The organism is Bacillus changyiensis (genome assembly GCF_027706145.1).
GTDB classification, from domain to species: Bacteria; Bacillota; Bacilli; order Bacillales; family Bacillaceae; genus Bacillus; species Bacillus changyiensis.
On the sequence record NZ_JAQFWW010000001.1, the window covers coordinates 259693 to 278280 of the forward strand.

An 18588-nucleotide genomic window follows, 5' to 3' on the forward strand; every position below is an offset into this window, starting at 1 on the left:
CTTTGAAAACGTTTAGACATCTGAACTTCCTGTTATTCATCATCAGTATATTCTTATTCACTTTTACTTCCAGTTGTCCAGCCATGGCTTCTAAAGCTACCTTCAGTACAAACTGGATTGAACCGATTAAAGGAAAAATTACCGATACATTTGGAACAAGAGGTGGAAAACATAAGGGGCTTGATATAGCTGCTCCTGAAGGGGAGAGTATTGTAGCTGCCGCTGATGGAAGAGTCAGTAAATCGTATGTTTCAGCTTCTTACGGTCAGGTCATTTTTATTAGGCATTCCAATGGGTATGAAACAGTATATGCTCATTTAAGTAAACGATATGTAAAAGCAAATGACCTTGTGAAAAAAGGTGATTCAATCGGAATCATTGGTAACACAGGTATATCAACAGGAACGCATCTTCATTTTGAAGTTCATCATGGAGTATGGACAGAGAATAAACAAAATGCAATAAACCCACTGAAAGTTATTCATGAACAAGCATTCCAACCAAATTCTGTCCATGTATATAAAGGGAGTGCGCAATAAATTGATATGGTGACAAGTATAGTCTAGATCAAGAATTTGTGCTGAACCAAATTCTAATCAAATAAAAGAAGTTGGTGGACTTCCGACGATTCAAAATCCCGAAAATATATTAGCCACTTGTTATTGAAACTTACGTTCTTCCAAGAAACTACAAACCGTCTGATTTGACAGTACCTGATGTTGTGTTTTCTTTTACAGAAGATATTGATAAGCGTTATATCAGGAAAGAAGCGGCGAAAGAACAAGGTCTTTATCTTGTTGCAGTATCAGGTTATAGATCGTTTGACCGACAAAAAACGCTCTATCAACTAGAAGTGAATCAAAAAGGGAAAGAAAAAGCAAAAGAAGCTGTAGCTTTTCTAAGGCCAAAGTGAACATCAGACAAGGTTGGCGATTGACATCTCTAAAAAAGGTTCAGGCTCTGTTCTTTCTCAGGAGTTCGCTGAAGCAAAAGAAGGAAAATGGGTTCAAGAGCATGCTTTTCAATATGGATATGTGATCCGCTTTCCGAAAAACAAAGAAAAGCTTACACAATATAAATATGAACCATGGCATTTACGTTATATTGGCAAAAAAGTAGCAAAAATCATCAAAAAACACGGTCTGACGCTTGAAGAATACTTCAGGAAAGTGAAAAACATATAATTTGAAATACGGGAAGGGCCAATGAAGATTGGCCCTTTCCATTACCACCAAAACAAGCTTCCAATGGCAATGCCAGCAATTAAACCGAGACCAACACCATAAGCGGGACCCCATCCCCACCAGCCTCCATAAAAACCATAGCCGAAGCCGCCGGGACCTCTTCTTGGCGGAGCAATATAAACGGTGTTTGGTGAGACTCGGACAATTTTGCCGACATGGTCGCGGCCTCGTTTGTCTCTTATTCTCGCAACTTTTCCTATATTTTGGTGACACATTCTATAGTAACGATCCACACGAACACTCCTTCCATCTCGTATATTCCTAATCAGCATATGACGGAATAGAAAGAAAAGGTTGGACGAAAGAAGGAGGTTAAATGATGATTTATGGTTGGCACACAAAAATAATGGGTTTTAAAAAATCTTGATATTTACTATGGAGTTGCTGATGTGTCTCCATTGTTTGATAGGCTTTTTCAGAGATGAAAGGAGATAGATCCATTTCTGTGAACGTCTCCTCATGATTAGCTTCTTCTTTTATAACTGCTCCAATGATTTCAATCTGTGAGAAACCACCTTTACGCAGGGTGTGTATCCAGCCATCTTGATCATTCAAAGCTGTGAATCCATAAAAAGTAATAATTTCCTTTTTTTCTTCTTCTGTGAGACTGGTGTCTGCAAGAGAAACTTCTATGCCTACCAGCTTGCCGTCGGGCTTTAAAATACGACGAATTTCCGGTAGTGATAAATGAAGATCTGTGAAGCTTAACACTGATTCCGACAGTACACAAGCAAAGCTCTCAGATTGAAAAGGTGTTTTCTCAATGTGAGAGTGAACGATGGGGATGGTCAATCTTTCTCTTGCAAATCGTTTTTTGGCTTTATCGATCATGACCTCGTCTGAATCAAGAGCTGTTACAGGAAACAGCAGATGCCCTAAATATGTTGCAGTCTGCCCGGTTCCACAGCCAGCGTCAAGAATCGGTGCTTCTGGCTCGATATCGGCTTTAGCAAGTACGGCTTTTGTCAATGTTATGCCACCTGGATGAGCACCAGACACACCGAAACAAGCTAACATGTCTAAATAATCGCTCAAAATAAGCCCTCCTTTTTTGTATACATATGCAAAAATAACCAAATCGTTTTGGCAAAACAAGAATTTCAAGGGATTCGAGTTGACGAATAAAGTTTCGTCCATGATAATATGGTAAGAAGAAAAGGTGGTGTTCGTTTGAAACAACAGTTAAAACTCTTATTAATTGTACTCGTCACAGCCATTGCAACATCAGGAATCACCCTTTACATTTCAGGTAAAGGCAATATCATGTCGATCAATTCATCATCAGACGATGAAAAATTTGAAAAGCTGATGGCGACATATGACAAAATTAAGAGTGATTATTATCAAAAGGCAGACGATGAAAAATTAACGGATGGAGCAATTAAAGGAATGCTCGAAGCTCTTGATGATCCATATTCTACATACATGGACAAGAAAGAAGCGAAACGTTTTGAAGAAAGTATTACTTCTTCGTTTGAAGGAATTGGTGCACAAGTAGAAGAGAAAAATGGACAAATTTTGATTGCGGCACCTATTAAAGGGTCACCTGCGGAAAAAGCTGGTTTAAAACCACATGATGAAATTCAGAAAGTGAACGGTAAAAGTGTAAAAGGAAAAACAATTAATGAAACAGTGACAATGATTCGTGGAAAAAAAGGTACTAATGTCAAGCTTGTTTTGCATAGAGCTGGTGTTGGTCAAATTGATGTCACGATTAAGCGGGATACAATTCCTATTGAAACAGTTTATTCGAAAATGCTGGATGACAACATAGGCAAAATCCAAATCACAACTTTTTCTGAAAATACACCGCAAGAATTGGCAAAGGCAATTGACCATTTAAATGAAAAAGGGGCCAAAAGGTTTGTACTAGACCTTAGAGGCAATCCTGGAGGTTTAATGGATCAGGCGATTGTCATGACCAATCTATTCGTTGATAAAGGCAAAACGATTTTGCAGGTTGAATCAAAAAACGGTGATAAAAAAATATACAAGGCTAAGAATGAACGTCAAGTGGACAAACCGACCGTTGTTCTGGTCAACGGTGGAACAGCGAGCGCAGCCGAAATTATGGCAGCTGCACTGCACCAATCTTCAGACATTCCGATTGTTGGAGAGAAAACGTTTGGAAAAGGAACTGTTCAAAATGCAGAAAACTTTAATGACGGTTCCACTGTAAAACTGACAATTGCTAAATGGTTGACACCGAACGGAAACTGGATTCATGAAAAAGGGATTAATCCTCAATACAAGGCCGAACTTCCAAGCTATGCTAAGTTGCCGTTCCTTAATCCAAAAAAAGAGTATAAGGCAGGCAGTGTAGGAGATGAAGTGAAAGTCGCACAGCAGATGCTGCAAGCGCTCGGTTTCCAACTGAAAACGACCGGATCATTTGATGAACAGACAGAAACGGCTGTCAAAGCCTTTCAAAAAGCTCAAAAACTCAAACTGACCGGAGTGATAACAGGAGAAACAACAGCTTCCATGACGGTAAAACTCCAAGAGAAGCTGTCTAAAAATGATACTCAATTAGAGAAAGCGATTGAGGTTCTCAAAAAGGAAAAATGATAAAACACTCAGGGCTGTCCAAGAAGTCGACTTTTTGACTATTGGAACGCCCTTTTTCTGTTTAACAAGCCAGTTGGTGGTGGAGTTGGAACTTTAGCTAAGAAAGGAAAAAGTAAGTTTAGACACCGACAGTCAGCAGCCGTAGGAAAAAAACGTAAAAGCCGCCAAAGAAGTTTTAAAGAAAAAGCTCAAGAGCTGCCTAGGCCCTTTTTGCTGAGAAACGAAACGACTGATTGTCCGTTAGTACATGGTGAATAGTGGTGGACTCTAAAGCATTTAGAGCCATGTAGACTGTTTGCTTAACTATGATTGTGTATCATATACGTCTTTTTGTTTAGCCGTTTGTCTAGGAATGGATATCATGCATATCAGCACTGCGAAGAGACCAGTGAAAACGGGAATTAACAAGGTAAAAGTTAGTGAATATGTAAGAGCGAATCCGGCTAGGCTTGAGCCGATGGGAGTTCCAAATCCAAGCATCATACCTAACATGGAAAAAATCCGTCCATACCAATTGGTATCTGTGCTTCTTTGTCTGAGGGATAAAAGATTAATATCAACAAGACCTTGAACACTCCCAATCAAAAGGAGGCCGCATAGTATGATGAAAATATTTCCCGAAAATGCCACAAACGCAAATCCGATTAAACTGATAAACATACCTAAAGCCAAATTATTTCGTTCTTTTCCTTCTGTATTAAAACGCCCGAAATAAATATTTGATAATAAAGATGCTGTACCAAGGAACGACCAAAATATTCCAACCGCAGCTTTCTCCCATAATAATCTTTCTTCTACAAGAATCGGCAAGCCGACATTTAAGACGCCAAACGTCATGGTGTAAAACGGCATGCAAAGTGAAAGCCCTCGCAAAACTGGGTTTTTCCAGAGATATTTTAATCCCAGCCATGACTCAGACAATAGATTGCTATGTGATTTTTTGTCGCTAGGTTTTTCCAGTGTCTTCACAAAAAACACACTTGCTCCACCAACAGCCCAGCAAAGTGCTATCCCAATGATCGCTGTATTTGCATCAAATAGACTGATTAGAATACCGACAACAGCCGGACCGAGTATGACTGAGAGCTCCTGGGTGATTCCGTCCAGCGCATTTACTTGATCCCAGTTCTTCTCAGAGACGATTTGAGGCAAAAGATAGCGAAAAGCGATATTGGCGAAGGGACGCATCAGACTGATAAAAGTAATCAATACCAAAAAAAGCTGAAAAGATAAAAGATTGATAGAAAACAAGAAGGGAATGAACAGCATGATGATGACTGCAAAAAATTGACTCGATACAATCACTTTTTTTATATGATAGCGGTCAATCATTGTCCCTGCGAAAGGGGAAAATAAAATGCTGGGAACTGTACCGAAAATAACAGCGGTTCCTGATAATAAAGGCGAGTCAAATACATACAAAACGAACAGAATCAGCCCTGATCCCCACATCCATCCGCCCAACCTGGAAAACAGCAGGCCGCAAAAAACATATGGAAAACCTTGAATTTTAAAAATGTCTTGATATGTTTTAAACATTTTTATTCACACTCCTTTCTTGACATAATTTTCATTGTAAACCAAATCCTATAACATATCCAAAACTAGTTCAAGAAACGCATAAAAAAACCTTAGCCTATTTAAGACTAAGGTTGATTGATGAAATGTCTACAGCCAAGTTGATACCTCAGATACAGCAAAACGACTGCTTTTATGAGCCGGTTTTACAGGCTTTCCGATCGAAATCAGCATCACCGGTATATAGCGTTTATCAATTTTAAATTCTTTAACAAACGCTTCATGGTCAAATCCACCCATTGCACAGGTATCATAACCTTTTGCTTTAGCAGCGATCATGAGCTGCATGGCCGCAAGCGATGCATTAGAAAATGCGGCATCTCTAGCGAATTGACTGTTTTGATAAGCCCCATTGATTTGTTCCAAAAGCGTATTTTTGATTTCCTCAGTCATATAACCAGTTTCTGCTAAAGGTTCATAAACAGCTTCACCGTTTTTGTTTGCCTCTAGGTCTCCTAATACAGCGATAACAGCAGATGCTTGCGAAACCTGTTTTTGGTTGTATGCAATTGGAAGTAAACGTTCCTTTGATTCTTGGCTGTGAAACACGGTAAAATGCCAGTGTTGTAAGTTCCAAGCAGACGGAGACTTTGTCGTAATGTGAAGTAGCTCTGTTAACTCTTCCTTTGGAATTGATACACTAGTGTCATACTCTTTAATCGATGTTCGTTCTTCTAATATCTTCAATGTGCTGTTTGTCATGTAACTTCCCCCTTGTTGATAAACGTGTTATAATATAGTCGAACAAAAAGTTAGAAACTTACTTTTTGTAACTGTAATGAGTATTGTAATGTCTCTATTTTAATTTGTCAACTGGAAGATGAAGAGGTGAAAGAATGGGATTTACAATGTGTCCTAAAATGGAGGTTGCCTTTTCTTTACTTGGCAAGCGATGGAATGGACTGATTATTCATGTTTTATTTGACGGACCTAAACGATTTAAAGATTTGAATGAGATGATTCCAATGATCAGCCAAAAAATGTTAGCTGAACGGTTGAAAGAACTTGAACAGAATGAAATCATCGAACGACAAGTTCTTCCAGAAACACCAGTTAAAGTGATTTATCAATTAACGAAAAAAGGAACAGCTTTACAACCCGTTTTGCAGGAGATACAATACTGGGCAGAACGGTATTGTGTTGTTGAACATTGAAACAGGTAACCATGTGGCAATGAACAAGGTTAGCCCAAACGTTTCCCGACTTTATGAATACCTTATTGTAGGCAAACATAAAGGAGGATAAAAGAAATGAACCCTCATTTTTATGGATATTCAAGGTCAGCTCCTGCTGGTTATCCAGCAAGATCACCATTTTTTTGGGGTTTTGGAGCGCCATTAGTTGGCGGATTGTTGGGTGGATTTCTTGGTAGTGCGCTTTTTAATTACCCTCGACCATACGCTTACCCTCGGCCTTATGGAGGATATGGAATGGCACCGTTTTATGGTGGACCAGGACCTTATGCAGGTGGTCCATATGGAGGATATGGATATAGATAAGATGATTAATATGGAAAAACGGCGGTTTTAAACCGCCGTCTTTAATCAGGAAATTGTGTGCGTCCTCGCACTGTATATGCTTGAGATGTACCGTATTTAGGGAGTTTTGGGATTATATCTCTGACAACCTTTCCGCGGATATCTGTGATTCTGACTTTAAGAGAACGAGTCCCTAAATGTGTGCCGACAAAATGATTGTACCTCGTTTTTTCCATTTTGATCCATTTTCCATCTTGGTTGTATTCCATTTTCATAACCGGATACTTATGATTTCTGACTTGGATCGCTGCCCACCATCTGCTAGAGCCTTCTTTGATTCGATATGTAAGACTCCCAGTAATCGGGGCTTTGACAATTTTCCATTTTATATTGATTATTCCGTCTTTCATATTGCCAATTTTTCGAAAAGCATTTGTGGAAAGGTCAAGTGCTCCAGAATGGCCTTCAGGATAAAGGTCAGTTACATAAACGATCGTCTTTCCGCGGGGACCCTCGACTTGAAGATAAGCCCCTGCTAGAGCTGAGTTAACACCGCCGTAATTCAGATCTCTCGGATTGATAGCCGTAATTTCCATATTGGAAGGAATAGGATCAAGTAAGAAAGCTCCACCCGAGTAGCCTGAACCAGTATAAGTCGCATAGCCGTTGTGCCAATCATTGTATGCAGCTGAAGTTTGTGGGACACTGCAAAACATTATCAGCACTATAAAAATAAAACCTATATTAATCTTTTTTCTCATATAAACCTCCTCAATAACAAGACTATTATAATGATAATCTTATAGCTGTTAAAAGAGGAAATAGATCGATAGATTGATGGGGTATATAGAAGCAGATTCACTGATAAATGACAGGGGAGGTGATCATAGTAAAAAAGAGTAGCCCGCTCCTTCAAAGCAAGGCCTCAACTTCAATATGAAATCTCAATTTCAGAAAGGTTAAAGTCTTCATTTTTTAAAAACATCACCTCTAAAATGTCGTCTTTAAAAACGGCTTTTGTACCTTTTCTGCGTACAAGTGAGGGGAGAACAATTTTTTTTTGTTGCTCTTCTTCGGGATAGTTTTCTAATATTAAGGCTTGTGAAGTATGTTTAATTTTTATCAGATCAAGTTGTTCTCTTGTAAGTGGAATTTTAACAAAAATATGACTTACGGTTTCGAAAATATCAAATGGATCCGTTTCTTTCACAGGTGTTTCTTCTGTAAAAGATGTTTCTTTTGAAAGAGGATCACGAAAAGGAAATTGATCTTCGTACCTAGGTCCAAAGACACTTGTCATCACTTGATGGATATACTGTTCAACATCTTTCGGATCGGTGTTTCTAAAGCCGTTTTTAGAAAACTGCTGAAACGGAAAAAAACGTTGCCAATCAAACACGATCACACTTCCTTTCACATAACCAATTTTAGTATATGTTTGTCAAAAGGAATGGGTGAAGTCATCAACAAGAAAGGAAAAATGAACTTATGAATCATGTAGATATTAAAGGGGTTTTTTGCGCTGCACTTGCGTATTTATTATGGGGATTGTTTCCTCTTTATTGGAAAATGCTCGATCAAATCGCCGCACTTGATATATTGGCTCACCGTATTGTTTGGTCGTGTGTGTTTATGTGTGGAGTATTGTTGTTTTTGAAGCAGTGGCAGGTTGGCATGAAAGCCTTGAAGTCGCTTTTAGGAAACAAAAAAGCACTTGTTTCATTGCTTTGTTCCACTATTTTAATTTCAATCAATTGGTTTGTATACATATGGGCTGTAGGTCATGGTCATATTCTTGAAGCAAGCTTAGGTTATTATATTAATCCACTCGTTTCTATCGTGCTTGGGATTGTTTTTTTGAAAGAGCGGCTATCACGAATGCAGACTGGAGCTGTTTTAATTGCAGCGATCGGTGTGTTGATATCAGCCTTTCAATATGGTTCTGTTCCGTATATTGCGCTTATACTGGCTTTTACCTTTGGCCTCTACGGATTGGTGAAAAAAAGAACAACATTGACAAGTGCCATTGGGCTTACTCTTGAGACGATTATGATCACACCAGTTGCCCTATTCTTTTTGTTGTTTTATAGTCATTCATGGTATTCAGCCGCTTCCTCTGATCCGAAAATTTGGCTACTCCTATTTTTGGCCGGTGTTTTAACAGCCATTCCGCTACTTTTATTTTCAGAAGGAGCTAAAAAGCTTCCGCTGTATCAAATTGGAATCTTACAGTATATTGCACCAACCATAACTTTATGTTTAGGGGTTTTCGTCTATCATGAACCTTTTAATAGTGGAAAAGCATTTACTTTTTCATGCATCTGGGCAGCGCTAATATTGTTTACTTTTTCACAATTCAATTGGAACAAACGAACAAAGCTGTTGTTAAAAAGGAAAAACGCACATCATTCATAATCAACAAAGATCATGTATAATGAGACTTGGAGGTTGATCAGTTATGGTAGAAGAACCACAGCTTATTCAAGTTTACTTGAGCCTTTGGAAAAACCGAACGATAATTGAAAGATCAGAACGGTCACTCATTCAGTTGATTGATGATGAACTGAATGATCTTAGAACCCATCCAAGGCTTAGAAAAACAAGGTTTGAAAAATATTTTCAATCCATTCGGCGAATTACGAATTCCACGCTGGAACAAGATGTAAAACTAAAGCTGATTGAACTACATACAGAACGTCTACATGTCTTAATCAATGCAGAAAGCAGGGAATAACATGAAAGAAATAAATAAAAAAGATGTGCAGGCATCTTTGGAATCATTTTTGCAACAACCTGTTTATATCCATCTGGAGACAACGACCGGATCATATTCCGCACATAAAAATGAACAGAGTATGACAGTAGTAGCGTTTATCCGAAATGCAAAGGTTCTCTGTACCAGTGCAAAAATCACAGGGGACGGACCTTTCCGTGCCGGTCTAAAAACAGAAGATGGATGGATATACGCAGAGGGTCTAACTGACTACACCATCGATCAAGAAGGCAGATTGCTTCTCGCCGGTCATTTACCAGAGGGCAAATTAGCCATTTCATTTCAAATAAGCAAAGAGCCATTTACAGTCTAAAAAGAAGGTGTTATCAATGAAAAAACATTTACTCGTTATTTTACCGCACCCTGATGATGAATCATTCGGAGCAGGGGGCTTAATGGCTTTAAACCGCAAAGAAGGGATACCTGTTACATATGCTTGTCTAACTCTAGGAGAGATGGGCAGAAACATGGGTGATCCGCTTTTTGCTAATCGGGAAACCCTTCCTCTCCTCAGAAAGCAAGAATTGATCAATGCTTGTAGAGAATTGGATATCCAAAATTTACGAATGCTCGGTTTTCGTGATAAAACCCTTGAATTCGAAGATGAAGAACGATTAGCAGACAAGATAGAAGCTGTTATTGACGATGTCAATCCAAGTCTGATCGTCACTTTTTATCCTGGTCACGGGGTTCACCCTGATCATGATGCTTGTGGGGCAGCAGTGATCCGTGCATTAGCTCGTAAACAGAAAGAAGATCGGCCAAGAACATTATGTATGGCGATCACTCATCATCGGGAAGAAGTATTGGGCAAACCTGATGTTGTTGTTGATGTAAAAGAAGTTGCCAATATTAAAATGAACGCTTTAAAAGCGCATAAATCTCAAACAGAAGCTCTATTTAAAGAACTCGAGAGAAAGAAAGCAAACGGCCATCCGGTTGCACAAAGGTGGTTTGAAAAGGAATTTTTTTGGACTTACAAGTGGAATGATTAGTTATTTCATCAAAAAAAAAGCTATCCAAAAAGTGCAAAATGGTAAAAAATTTGTTTCAAAATTGCTGATACATCAGTGTTTGTTAAATGTAAAAAGGGCGTCCACTGGACAGCCCTTTTTACATACTATGCTTTTGTATAAACCGGTTTTGAATGGATTTGAGTCTGAAGAAAAGTCCAACTGCACCAGCAGCAAGTCCTGCAATTAATCCTATCCAGTAGCCATACGCTCCTAAAGAAGTATGCGTGGCAATTAAAATCCCAACAGGAAGCCCGATGATCCAATAAGAAACTAAGGCTGTAATAAGTGTATAATTGACATCTTTATATCCTCTTAGCGCACCTTGAATTGGTGCTGCGATTGCGTCTGAAAGTTGGAAAAACAATGCATATAGTAAAAAGCGCTTTGTTAAAAGTAACACATTGTCGTCCGCAGCATACATTCCGGCAATTTGTTGTCTAAACAATATAATAATAAGAGCAGTCAATAATGAAAATCCAACTGCGATTGAGATCCCAAGGTAACTATATGTTTTAGCGTCTTTAAACCGTTCTGCTCCTGCTTCAAAACCTACAACAATCGTTAATGTCATCGAGATACTAAGTGGAAGCATATACAGCAGTGTAGCGAAGTTCATTGCCGCCTGATGTGAAGCAATCGTCACTGTGTCAAAGTGGCTCATCAGCAAAGTGACTGCTGCAAAGATGCTCGTCTCAAAAAAGATTGCAAAGCCGATGGGAAGCCCAAGTTTCAATAGTTTTAGACTTTCTGAAAATGAGAATGAATGGAACGTCCCAAAGATCCTAAACTCATAAAAGGGAACTTTCTTATGAATAATGAACAATGAAAGCAAACAAATGCACCAATACGTCAATGCAGATGCTAAGCCCGCTCCGGCTCCCCCCAATTTAGGAAAACCAAAATATCCAAAGATAAATAAACTATTTAAGACAAAATTAATTGGTAAAGAACATAAGGTAATCATCATTGTCACCCTCGTCCTTCCCAGTGAATCAATAAAACAGCGCACAACGTTATATACAAACAGCGGTAAAATCCCTAATCCTAAATATGATAAATATTGCCGTGAAATGAGATATACTTGATGTTCAAGCTGGAGTTTATCCAAAATTGGATCAATTAAAAAAAACCCTAAAATCATGACAAACAAGCTGAGAATCGCTGCGACATAAATCGATTGCATCACAGTATAGGGAACAGCCTCTTTCCGTTGTGCTCCCATCAGCTGGGCAACAACAGGCGTAACAGCCGTTAATATCCCTGCAAGCCCAGTATAAACAGGTGTCCACAAACTCGCTCCGATTGCAACGCCTGCGAGATCAGCGGCACTGACTTTGCCTGACATCACCGTGTCAAGAAACGCAATAAAGGACAATCCCACTTGTGTAATCAATATCGGAATAAGGATCATTAAAAATTGTTTTGTTTTTTCACTCAAATGTTTTGTTTCTCTCATTATGCGTTCCCCATTTCTTTTGGATAACGAGAGAAATTATAACACGTTATTTGGAAAATGCAATGATCGCTTGCTCGATCATTAGCCTTTATTCTTGAAGAACTCGTCAAAAACAGATAAAATAAACGATTGTGCTGATGGTGAACAAAACCTAGTTGATCAATCTATCATATCGAAAAATATTATAAGCTATTAGAACTATTAGAACTATATAAATATATTGATAAATGCTGAGTGTTATTATATTGTTATAAAATACTTATTCATTTAGTAGTTTAAAGGGAGAATTTTGATCAAAAAATACTCAGATTTTCAGATGTTTCTTAGAAAAATGTATGGTATTGTCAATTTATGATCAAGTATTTAGAGAAGATATCTTGTTGTTGTATGTGTCACGGCCTGACACATACATTTGGAGAGTTTGATAAAATCCCCATTAATTGACGTGCTTATCGTATTTGGCTTTGTTTGAATTAAAGAATGTGAGAAAGCCGTTCTTCTGACAATAGTGAAAAGGCACAAAAGTGCTTTTTTGTAGTCTGTCTCATCTACCTTTGTTGTTATCTTCTGAAGACCACTCTTGCCCTAAAGCATTTTCCGCATAAAAGACGAAGATATGCGGCTTTCAAAACGAAAATTTTTACAGATGGCCTTGTTCAGGAAAAACGAAAACTATTTAATGAGTCTAAAAGTCTGTATTTTTATTAAAAAGTCATTAAAAACTATTAACAAAACATAAAAAAGACCGATAGAAATCGTGAATTACATTTTTTTCTTCAATTTCAAGGAGGTATCGATAGGTATAAAGACTTATTAGGTATACCTTGATCATGAGTGGAAAGTGGAATGGGATACATAGAGAAAAAGAAAATTCTAAGGAGGAGGTTATCACATGATGAAGAAGAAGATAGCAGTAGGTTTGGCGGCTTCTGCAGTTGTCGGTACTTCTTTGGCGGCTTCACCTGCTGAGGCTCAGACGATTAAGGTGAAAAACGGGGACACTTTATGGAAACTGTCCACTGATTTCGACACAAGTGTTTCTGCGTTTAAATCAGTTAATCATCTTTCCTCTACAACCATCTTTGTTGGACAAACTTTGCAAATTCCTGATGATAAAGCAGAAGACAAAGACATTAAAGTGAAAGATGAAAGCTCTAAATCAGATGAATCCGAATTGACCATTACGGTTAAATTGGGAGATTCTCTCTGGATGATTGCCAAAGATTACAAAACAAGTGTCAAGGAGATTAAAGACTTAAACGGTTTAGATAATGATCTAATTTATCCTGGCCAAAAGCTGATTATTAAAGGGAAAATAAAAAATAGCAGCCGTAAATCCTCAAGTGTCAAGCGGTTATCAGAGCCCTCTAGTAGTTCTAAAAGATCAAGTAGTACATACAAAATCGAGCTCGGAGATTCTTTGTGGAAAATTGCCAATGAAATGAATTTGACTGTTGCTGAGATTAAAGCAATGAACAATTTAAAATCGGATACTATTTATCCAGGTCAAGTCCTTAAAGTGAAAGGCACAGTTTCAAAGCACAAGAAGTCGTCTTCGTCTTCAAGTTCATCTTCACGCTCAACGAAGCATCATTCAAACAGCTCAAAAAAGGAAACTTATACTGTTAAGTCTGGGGATTCCTTATGGAAAATTGCAAACATGATGAATGTGACGGTGCAGAGCATCAGGGAAAATAACAATTTAAAAACAGATGTTGTATATGTTGGTCAAAAATTGAAAATTTCCGGCGCAACACACAAATCACATTCAACTCCGTCAAAAAGTTCTTCATCAGGCTCGGTTTCAAGAGGAACGATGGGGAGTGCAAAGGTTGAACGAATGATTGATGAAGCTGAAAAGCATATCGGTGTTCCTTATAGATGGGGAGGCAACAATCCTTCAGGTTTTGATTGCAGCGGGTTTATTTATTATACCTTGAATAAAGTGACATCTGTCTCTAGACTAACTGCAGCCGGATATTGGAACAGTATGGGGCCGGTCAATGAGCTAAAACGAGGGGACTTCGTTTTTTTCTCAACGTATAAACCAGGGCCGTCGCACATTGGCATTTATTTGGGAAATGGAAAATTTATCAATTCGAATGATTCTGGTGTTACAATTAGCGATATGAACAATTCTTATTGGAAACAACGGTATCTCGGTGCAAAACGTTACGCATTTTAAAGGAGTACGGATCTGTTTTTCATCGTTAAAATGGCGTGAGTTCTGAAATGATAGAACTCATGCCTTATTTGTATTGTATGGACGACTTTTTTCTGAAAAAACACGAAGTCTCGGCACTTATCAAGGTGCTTTTTTAAAGTGAAGACAAGCCCCACCAATATGTGAGAATGGAAAAACGAATTGCACATTAATATTTAGATTTTCAAGATGGGTATTTTAATTTGTAGATTAGGTTCATGTCCTTAGGTTTAATCTATCGAATCTGCCTGTCATCCGATCAAGAAGGTAATCGCTTGGGCGGCAAATATAATAAATCTTGTGACCTCGTCATCCTCTTATTCGTATATGTTTTACTTCATCCCCATTTAACAAATCAAAATAAATGAACAATTTCGCATGTCTCCTATTTTTATGGAAAGGTTTATGAGACTTAGCACTTGTCTACAATAGAGAGGAAAATAACAAAGGGGGGCTTATCCGTTGAATTCATTGTACAAAGCGGTCTTAATTAGTATTCCGATTTACTTAGCAACAGGGTGTACACAGCAAAATGAATTGGAACAAAAGGCTGTTGAACAAGAGCATACAGAAACATTTAAAACGCAACTACAACCTGTAAAAATCCCGCTCATTAAACAAGACGGAACAAATACAGGATTCATAGAAGTTTCTAAATCTGCCGAAAAAGGTCTTGATATTAGGGTTTCAGCTCATGACCTTCCACCTGGACTACTAGCTTTTCATATTCACGAAACAGGAGAGTGCAGAAAACCTGACTTTGAAAGCGCGGGTGTCCACTTTAATCCTGAGCAAAAGGAACATGGCTTTAATAATCCGAAAGGACATCACGCCGGTGATTTGCCTAATATTGAAATCGGTGCGGATGGAAAAGTCGATGTTGTTGTAAATGCACCGGAAGTCACCCTTGACGAAAACAGTAAGTTTAGCCTACTTGATGAAGATGGAAGTGCTTTTATTATTCATCAGCATCAGGATGATGATTTAACAAATCCATCTGGGAACTCAGGTGATCGGATGGTTTGCGGTGCTCTTTTAAAAGACAGTACAAAATAGAATGAAGCAAACATATCAATTGAGGTCATGAACAATTCCTTAGTATACTTGTGAATATGACGTTTTTAGAAAGGAATTATCTTAATGAAATATGACCTACATGAACTTGACTTGCCAAATAAAATAAAAGAACGGCTCCTTCTCTCTGCCGAGCAAAAGAGTGAACGTGAATTTCAATCATTGATCGGAACTCCCGAATATGAAGCTGAGGATCATGCCATCCTTTCTGACGCTTTGATCGCTCTGGTACTTGGGAAAAACGTATTGTTAAAGGGGCCTACTGGTTCAGGGAAAACAAAGCTTGCCGAAACGCTGTCTGCTTATTTTCAAAAGCCAATGCACAGTGTCAACTGTTCTGTTGACCTTGATGCAGAGGCGCTTATTGGCTATAAGACGATTGTAAATACGGATGGACAAGCTACGATTGAATTTATCGAAGGGCCTGTTACAAAAGCGATGACCCACGGTCACTTTTTATATATTGATGAAATCAATATGGCGAAGCCAGAAACATTACCAATTTTGAACGGAGTGCTTGATTATCGAAAAATGATGACAAATCCGTTTACTGGAGAAGTCGTCAAAGCCAAAAAAGGGTTTGGCGTAATCGCAGCTATTAATGAAGGGTATGTCGGAACCGTTCCTTTAAATGAAGCATTGAAAAACCGTTTTATTATCATTGATGTCCCATATATTCAAGGTGATCTTTTAAAGAGCGTCCTTGAAAATCAATCTGAATTAAAAAATCCAAAGCTGATCAGCCGTTTCGTGACTTTGGCATCAGACTTAATGACACAGGCACGAAATGGACAAGTATCTGAAGATGCTGCATCAATTAGGGCACTTATAGATACTTGTGACCTTTCAACATACATTCCACCCCTAAGGGCGATAGAATGGGGAATCGTTGAGAAACTAGATGATGAACGCGAAAAAGCGGCTGTTCGTAATATTGCCCAAACTTTATTTGAGTGAGGGTTATGTCATGAAGTTTATTAAATTTAATGACAAGAAGATTGACTCTTTTCTATTTATGGAGTTAACAGATTTAGCAAGGACGCTTGCTAAAAGCGATCAAGTTGAAGTCGAGTACGGTGTTCAATCCTATTACAATCCATTTGAGAAAAAGATATATTTGAGTCATTTTTGGAAGGATCGTTCTTATCATGATATGGTCGCTGGGCTAAAAAGCGATGTTTATTTGCGCGCGATCGGAACGACATATAGTTCGATGAAAGAATTTGCCAATCTGTTGGACAACATCAAGGATTTCAAGTGTAAGAGTTTTGCAAAGCAAATATTTATGCTTTTCGAAGATATTAGAATCGAAGAGTATATTAAACAGGAGCGACCTGGAACTAAACGAGTGTTTTTCAGCAGGCAAAAGATATACAGAAAATTTTTTATGACTCAACTGACATTGAATAAAGAACGGAGCATTTTTACTGACGCATTATTTTGTGCCATGTATCTTAAATTAACCGCCAAGTCACCGCTTGAGGATATACCTGAGATCCATCTATCGATTGATCCGTTGAAACGATTCATCGAACATCAATTAAGCCGTGTATTTGATGCCCGGACGACTGAAGATATTGTATGGATTGTTAACACTTTAATGGAAAGTTTTGAAGAAGTTCTTGAAAAGGATATGTTGAATACCTATTTTTTCTTTCCCGAGTTGGCCTATGAACAAGTTGATGAAACGTCTCTTTTTAAAGATTTAAAAGCCAAACCCAAGCTTAGCGAGGAGTTGAATCTTGATAAGGAAAAATCAGGTGATGAAGAAGTTCTCGATGAAGAAATGCCGACATGGCACAGGGAAACAGAGGCACCTGCTAAAAGCTTTCTGCAATTTGATTTAGAGCATGGTGCAAAAACAGACCTTTCCGGCGGAGCTTTAAGAGAAGGAGAGGATGGGGATCAGGCATTAGGTGCAGTTCAAGGACGGGCACAACAATCAAACAGAAAAGACTATAGGAAGCTGGAATCCCTTGAAACAGTTCAAGATCTCCCTCCTTCAGGTGGACAAAGTGGCAAAGAAAATCGCTACGCTTTTCCAATTTTTAAAGCACCTGAAAAACCTTCTATTGATGAAATATCTGAATATCGTCATCAGGCGAAAACGATTGAATCTTATCAAAAACGACTGAAACAGATGATCCAAAAAACGCTTGAACATAAAAAAATTCTACCGCGGACCGATTTGCATAGTGGAAGATTGAATCATAAACTGTTGCGCTATTTTACGGAGCGAAATCCGCGACTGTTTTTTAAAAAACATGATCCATCAACTGAAATCGATGCGGTGTTTACTTTACTTGTCGATTGTTCTGCTAGTATGTTTGATAAAATGGCTGAAACAAAAAGAGGCATCATCCTCTTTCATGAGGCACTTAAATCAGTGGCAGTTCCCCATCAAATCGTTGGTTTTTGGGAAGACACAAATGATGCAACAAACATAAGTCAACCTAATTACTTCCATACAGTCGTTTCTTTCATCGATTCTTTAACAAAAGATGCTGGACCTCATATTATGCAGCTTGAGCCAAAAGAAGATAATCGTGACGGGTTTGCGCTTAGACAAATGACGAATATGCTAATGAAGAGAAATGAGTCGCAAAAATTTTTGATTGTCTTTTCAGATGGGGAGCCTGCGGCTTTTGACTATGAACAAAATGGTATTGTTGATACACATGAAGCGGTGATCGCAGCAAGAAAAAGAAAGATTGAAGTGATCAATGTCTTTTTATCAAACAGTGAAATTGAAGAATCACAAATTAAAACGATCCAAGATATGTACGGAAAGTACTGCTTATTCGTCCCTGATGTTGATCAGTTGCCAGATAGGTTGTTTCCGCTTTTGAAAAAACTGCTAAATAAAAGTCTATTGTAGAAAAACAGATGGTCAGCACCTAACGAGGTGCGGCCATTTTTAATACAATTTTTATTATTTTTATTTAGTTTAAATGTTCAGAATTTTCCTTAAATAGTAACTATAAAAACAGGAAATAAAAAAAGGTTAAAATCATCTTCTTTAAGTCTAAATTGGTAGTATAAAAATTTTAAATTTTCAAGACGTTTTTTTAATTTTATTTGAACAATCTGTGTAGAAACAAATTTGAATCAGTGGTAAAATGTACTTGGAAGCGATTTATTACATATTTTTGGGCATAGGGTTTTAGGAGATATATCAAAATAGTGTCTTTCACTTGA

The 18588-nt window shown here is 38.1% G+C and carries 18 protein-coding genes and 2 pseudogenes; 13 read left to right on the plus strand and 7 right to left on the minus strand.

What is annotated here, in order from left to right:
* Nucleotides 1-83: 83 nt before the first annotated feature.
* Together PDT38_RS01420 and PDT38_RS01425 are read left to right on the plus strand one after the other, a co-directional pair.
* A pseudogene (locus PDT38_RS01420) lies at nt 84-530 on the plus strand (M23 family metallopeptidase); the annotation flags it as partial.
* A 64-nt stretch (nt 531-594) separates the two neighbouring features.
* Nucleotides 595-1184, plus strand: a pseudogene (locus tag PDT38_RS01425) (M15 family metallopeptidase); the annotation flags it as partial.
* 41 nt (nt 1185-1225) lie between these two features.
* Here PDT38_RS01425 and PDT38_RS01430 read toward each other — a convergent pair.
* On the minus strand, nt 1226-1477 hold the full coding sequence (locus PDT38_RS01430) for a hypothetical protein (protein ID WP_270798484.1): 252 nt from the start codon (nt 1475-1477) through the stop codon (nt 1226-1228).
* A 91-nt stretch (nt 1478-1568) separates the two neighbouring features.
* Entirely contained in the window at nt 1569-2279 is a 711-nt protein-coding gene (locus PDT38_RS01435; RefSeq protein WP_270798485.1) for a class I SAM-dependent methyltransferase, read from the minus strand.
* Nucleotides 2280-2414: 135 nt separating this feature from the next.
* Between PDT38_RS01435 and PDT38_RS01440 the strand changes: the two genes are divergently transcribed.
* Nucleotides 2415-3812, plus strand: a complete 1398-nt coding sequence (locus PDT38_RS01440; protein WP_270798487.1) for a S41 family peptidase — start codon at nt 2415-2417, stop codon at nt 3810-3812.
* A 303-nt stretch (nt 3813-4115) separates the two neighbouring features.
* Here PDT38_RS01440 and PDT38_RS01445 read toward each other — a convergent pair whose 3' ends face one another.
* Together PDT38_RS01445 and PDT38_RS01450 are read right to left on the minus strand one after the other, a co-directional pair.
* Complete coding sequence (locus PDT38_RS01445) at nt 4116-5351, minus strand: MFS transporter (protein ID WP_270798488.1); 1236 nt, start codon at nt 5349-5351, stop codon at nt 4116-4118.
* 129 nt (nt 5352-5480) lie between these two features.
* Nucleotides 5481-6092 carry a nitroreductase family protein gene (locus tag PDT38_RS01450; protein WP_270798490.1) on the minus strand — a complete coding sequence of 204 codons (612 nt, stop codon included), beginning with the start codon at nt 6090-6092 and terminating at the stop codon, nt 5481-5483.
* Between the two features lie 134 nt (nt 6093-6226).
* Between PDT38_RS01450 and PDT38_RS01455 the strand changes: the two genes are divergently transcribed.
* Both PDT38_RS01455 and PDT38_RS01460 read left to right on the plus strand, forming a co-directional pair.
* Nucleotides 6227-6544, plus strand: a complete 318-nt coding sequence (locus tag PDT38_RS01455; protein ID WP_270798492.1) for a winged helix-turn-helix transcriptional regulator — start codon at nt 6227-6229, stop codon at nt 6542-6544.
* A gap of 96 nt (nt 6545-6640) precedes the next feature.
* Nucleotides 6641-6889, plus strand: coding sequence for a hypothetical protein (locus PDT38_RS01460; protein ID WP_270798495.1), 249 nt, complete (start codon nt 6641-6643; stop codon nt 6887-6889).
* Nucleotides 6890-6930: 41 nt separating this feature from the next.
* Here PDT38_RS01460 and PDT38_RS01465 read toward each other — a convergent pair whose 3' ends face one another.
* A complete protein-coding gene (locus tag PDT38_RS01465; RefSeq protein WP_270798496.1) occupies nt 6931-7629 on the minus strand; it encodes an expansin EXLX1 family cellulose-binding protein in 699 nt (232 codons plus the stop codon).
* Nucleotides 7630-7799: 170 nt separating this feature from the next.
* The gene (locus PDT38_RS01470) at nt 7800-8267 is read right to left on the minus strand and encodes a spore gernimation protein GerT (RefSeq protein WP_270798497.1); all 468 of its coding nucleotides are present in this window, start codon (nt 8265-8267) and stop codon (nt 7800-7802) included.
* 89 nt (nt 8268-8356) lie between these two features.
* On the opposite strand from PDT38_RS01470, the gene rarD reads away from it, so the two are divergent.
* The 4 genes from rarD to bshB2 are packed head-to-tail and all read left to right on the plus strand — an operon-like array spanning nt 8357 to nt 10636.
* A complete protein-coding gene (gene rarD, locus PDT38_RS01475) occupies nt 8357-9283 on the plus strand; it encodes an EamA family transporter RarD (protein WP_270798498.1) in 927 nt (308 codons plus the stop codon).
* A 43-nt stretch (nt 9284-9326) separates the two neighbouring features.
* On the plus strand, nt 9327-9602 hold the full coding sequence (locus PDT38_RS01480; RefSeq protein ID WP_270798499.1) for a hypothetical protein: 276 nt from the start codon (nt 9327-9329) through the stop codon (nt 9600-9602).
* Between the two features lies 1 nt (nt 9603).
* Entirely contained in the window at nt 9604-9954 is a 351-nt protein-coding gene (locus PDT38_RS01485; RefSeq protein ID WP_270798500.1) for a YojF family protein, read from the plus strand.
* 16 nt (nt 9955-9970) lie between these two features.
* Nucleotides 9971-10636 carry a bacillithiol biosynthesis deacetylase BshB2 gene (bshB2, locus tag PDT38_RS01490; RefSeq protein ID WP_270798501.1) on the plus strand — a complete coding sequence of 222 codons (666 nt, stop codon included), beginning with the start codon at nt 9971-9973 and terminating at the stop codon, nt 10634-10636.
* Between the two features lie 118 nt (nt 10637-10754).
* Here the strand turns inward: bshB2 and PDT38_RS01495 are convergent, their stop codons facing one another.
* Nucleotides 10755-12113, minus strand: a complete 1359-nt coding sequence (locus tag PDT38_RS01495; protein ID WP_270798503.1) for an MATE family efflux transporter — start codon at nt 12111-12113, stop codon at nt 10755-10757.
* Between the two features lie 895 nt (nt 12114-13008).
* Between PDT38_RS01495 and PDT38_RS01500 the strand changes: the two genes are divergently transcribed.
* From PDT38_RS01500 to PDT38_RS01515, 4 genes are all read left to right on the plus strand, one after another.
* Nucleotides 13009-14298 (plus strand): C40 family peptidase, encoded by a 1290-nt coding sequence (locus PDT38_RS01500; protein WP_270798504.1) that lies wholly within the window; start codon nt 13009-13011, stop codon nt 14296-14298.
* 507 nt (nt 14299-14805) lie between these two features.
* On the plus strand, nt 14806-15372 hold the full coding sequence (locus PDT38_RS01505; protein WP_394356231.1) for a superoxide dismutase family protein: 567 nt from the start codon (nt 14806-14808) through the stop codon (nt 15370-15372).
* An 84-nt stretch (nt 15373-15456) separates the two neighbouring features.
* Complete coding sequence (locus tag PDT38_RS01510) at nt 15457-16347, plus strand: ATP-binding protein (protein ID WP_270798507.1); 891 nt, start codon at nt 15457-15459, stop codon at nt 16345-16347.
* Nucleotides 16348-16357: 10 nt separating this feature from the next.
* Nucleotides 16358-18268, plus strand: a complete 1911-nt coding sequence (locus PDT38_RS01515) for a nitric oxide reductase activation protein NorD (RefSeq protein ID WP_270798509.1) — start codon at nt 16358-16360, stop codon at nt 18266-18268.
* The last annotated feature ends 320 nt before the right edge of the window (nt 18269-18588 follow it).

Excerpts from the sequence above, each read along its gene's own strand:
- PDT38_RS01445 (WP_270798488.1), bottom strand. The coding sequence starts at position 5,351 with ATGTTTAAAACATATCAAGACATTTTTAAAATTCAAGGTTTTCCATAT.
- PDT38_RS01450 (WP_270798490.1), bottom strand. The coding sequence starts at position 6,092 with ATGACAAACAGCACATTGAAGATATTAGAAGAACGAACATCGATTAAA.
- PDT38_RS01455 (WP_270798492.1), top strand. The coding sequence starts at position 6,227 with ATGGGATTTACAATGTGTCCTAAAATGGAGGTTGCCTTTTCTTTACTT.
- PDT38_RS01460 (WP_270798495.1), top strand. The coding sequence starts at position 6,641 with ATGAACCCTCATTTTTATGGATATTCAAGGTCAGCTCCTGCTGGTTAT.
- PDT38_RS01465 (WP_270798496.1), bottom strand. The coding sequence starts at position 7,629 with ATGAGAAAAAAGATTAATATAGGTTTTATTTTTATAGTGCTGATAATG.
- rarD (WP_270798498.1), top strand. The coding sequence starts at position 8,357 with ATGAATCATGTAGATATTAAAGGGGTTTTTTGCGCTGCACTTGCGTAT.
- PDT38_RS01480 (WP_270798499.1), top strand. The coding sequence starts at position 9,327 with ATGGTAGAAGAACCACAGCTTATTCAAGTTTACTTGAGCCTTTGGAAA.
- PDT38_RS01485 (WP_270798500.1), top strand. The coding sequence starts at position 9,604 with ATGAAAGAAATAAATAAAAAAGATGTGCAGGCATCTTTGGAATCATTT.
- bshB2 (WP_270798501.1), top strand. The coding sequence starts at position 9,971 with ATGAAAAAACATTTACTCGTTATTTTACCGCACCCTGATGATGAATCA.
- PDT38_RS01495 (WP_270798503.1), bottom strand. The coding sequence starts at position 12,113 with ATGAGAGAAACAAAACATTTGAGTGAAAAAACAAAACAATTTTTAATG.
- PDT38_RS01500 (WP_270798504.1), top strand. The coding sequence starts at position 13,009 with ATGAAGAAGAAGATAGCAGTAGGTTTGGCGGCTTCTGCAGTTGTCGGT.
- PDT38_RS01510 (WP_270798507.1), top strand. The coding sequence starts at position 15,457 with ATGAAATATGACCTACATGAACTTGACTTGCCAAATAAAATAAAAGAA.
- PDT38_RS01515 (WP_270798509.1), top strand. The coding sequence starts at position 16,358 with ATGAAGTTTATTAAATTTAATGACAAGAAGATTGACTCTTTTCTATTT.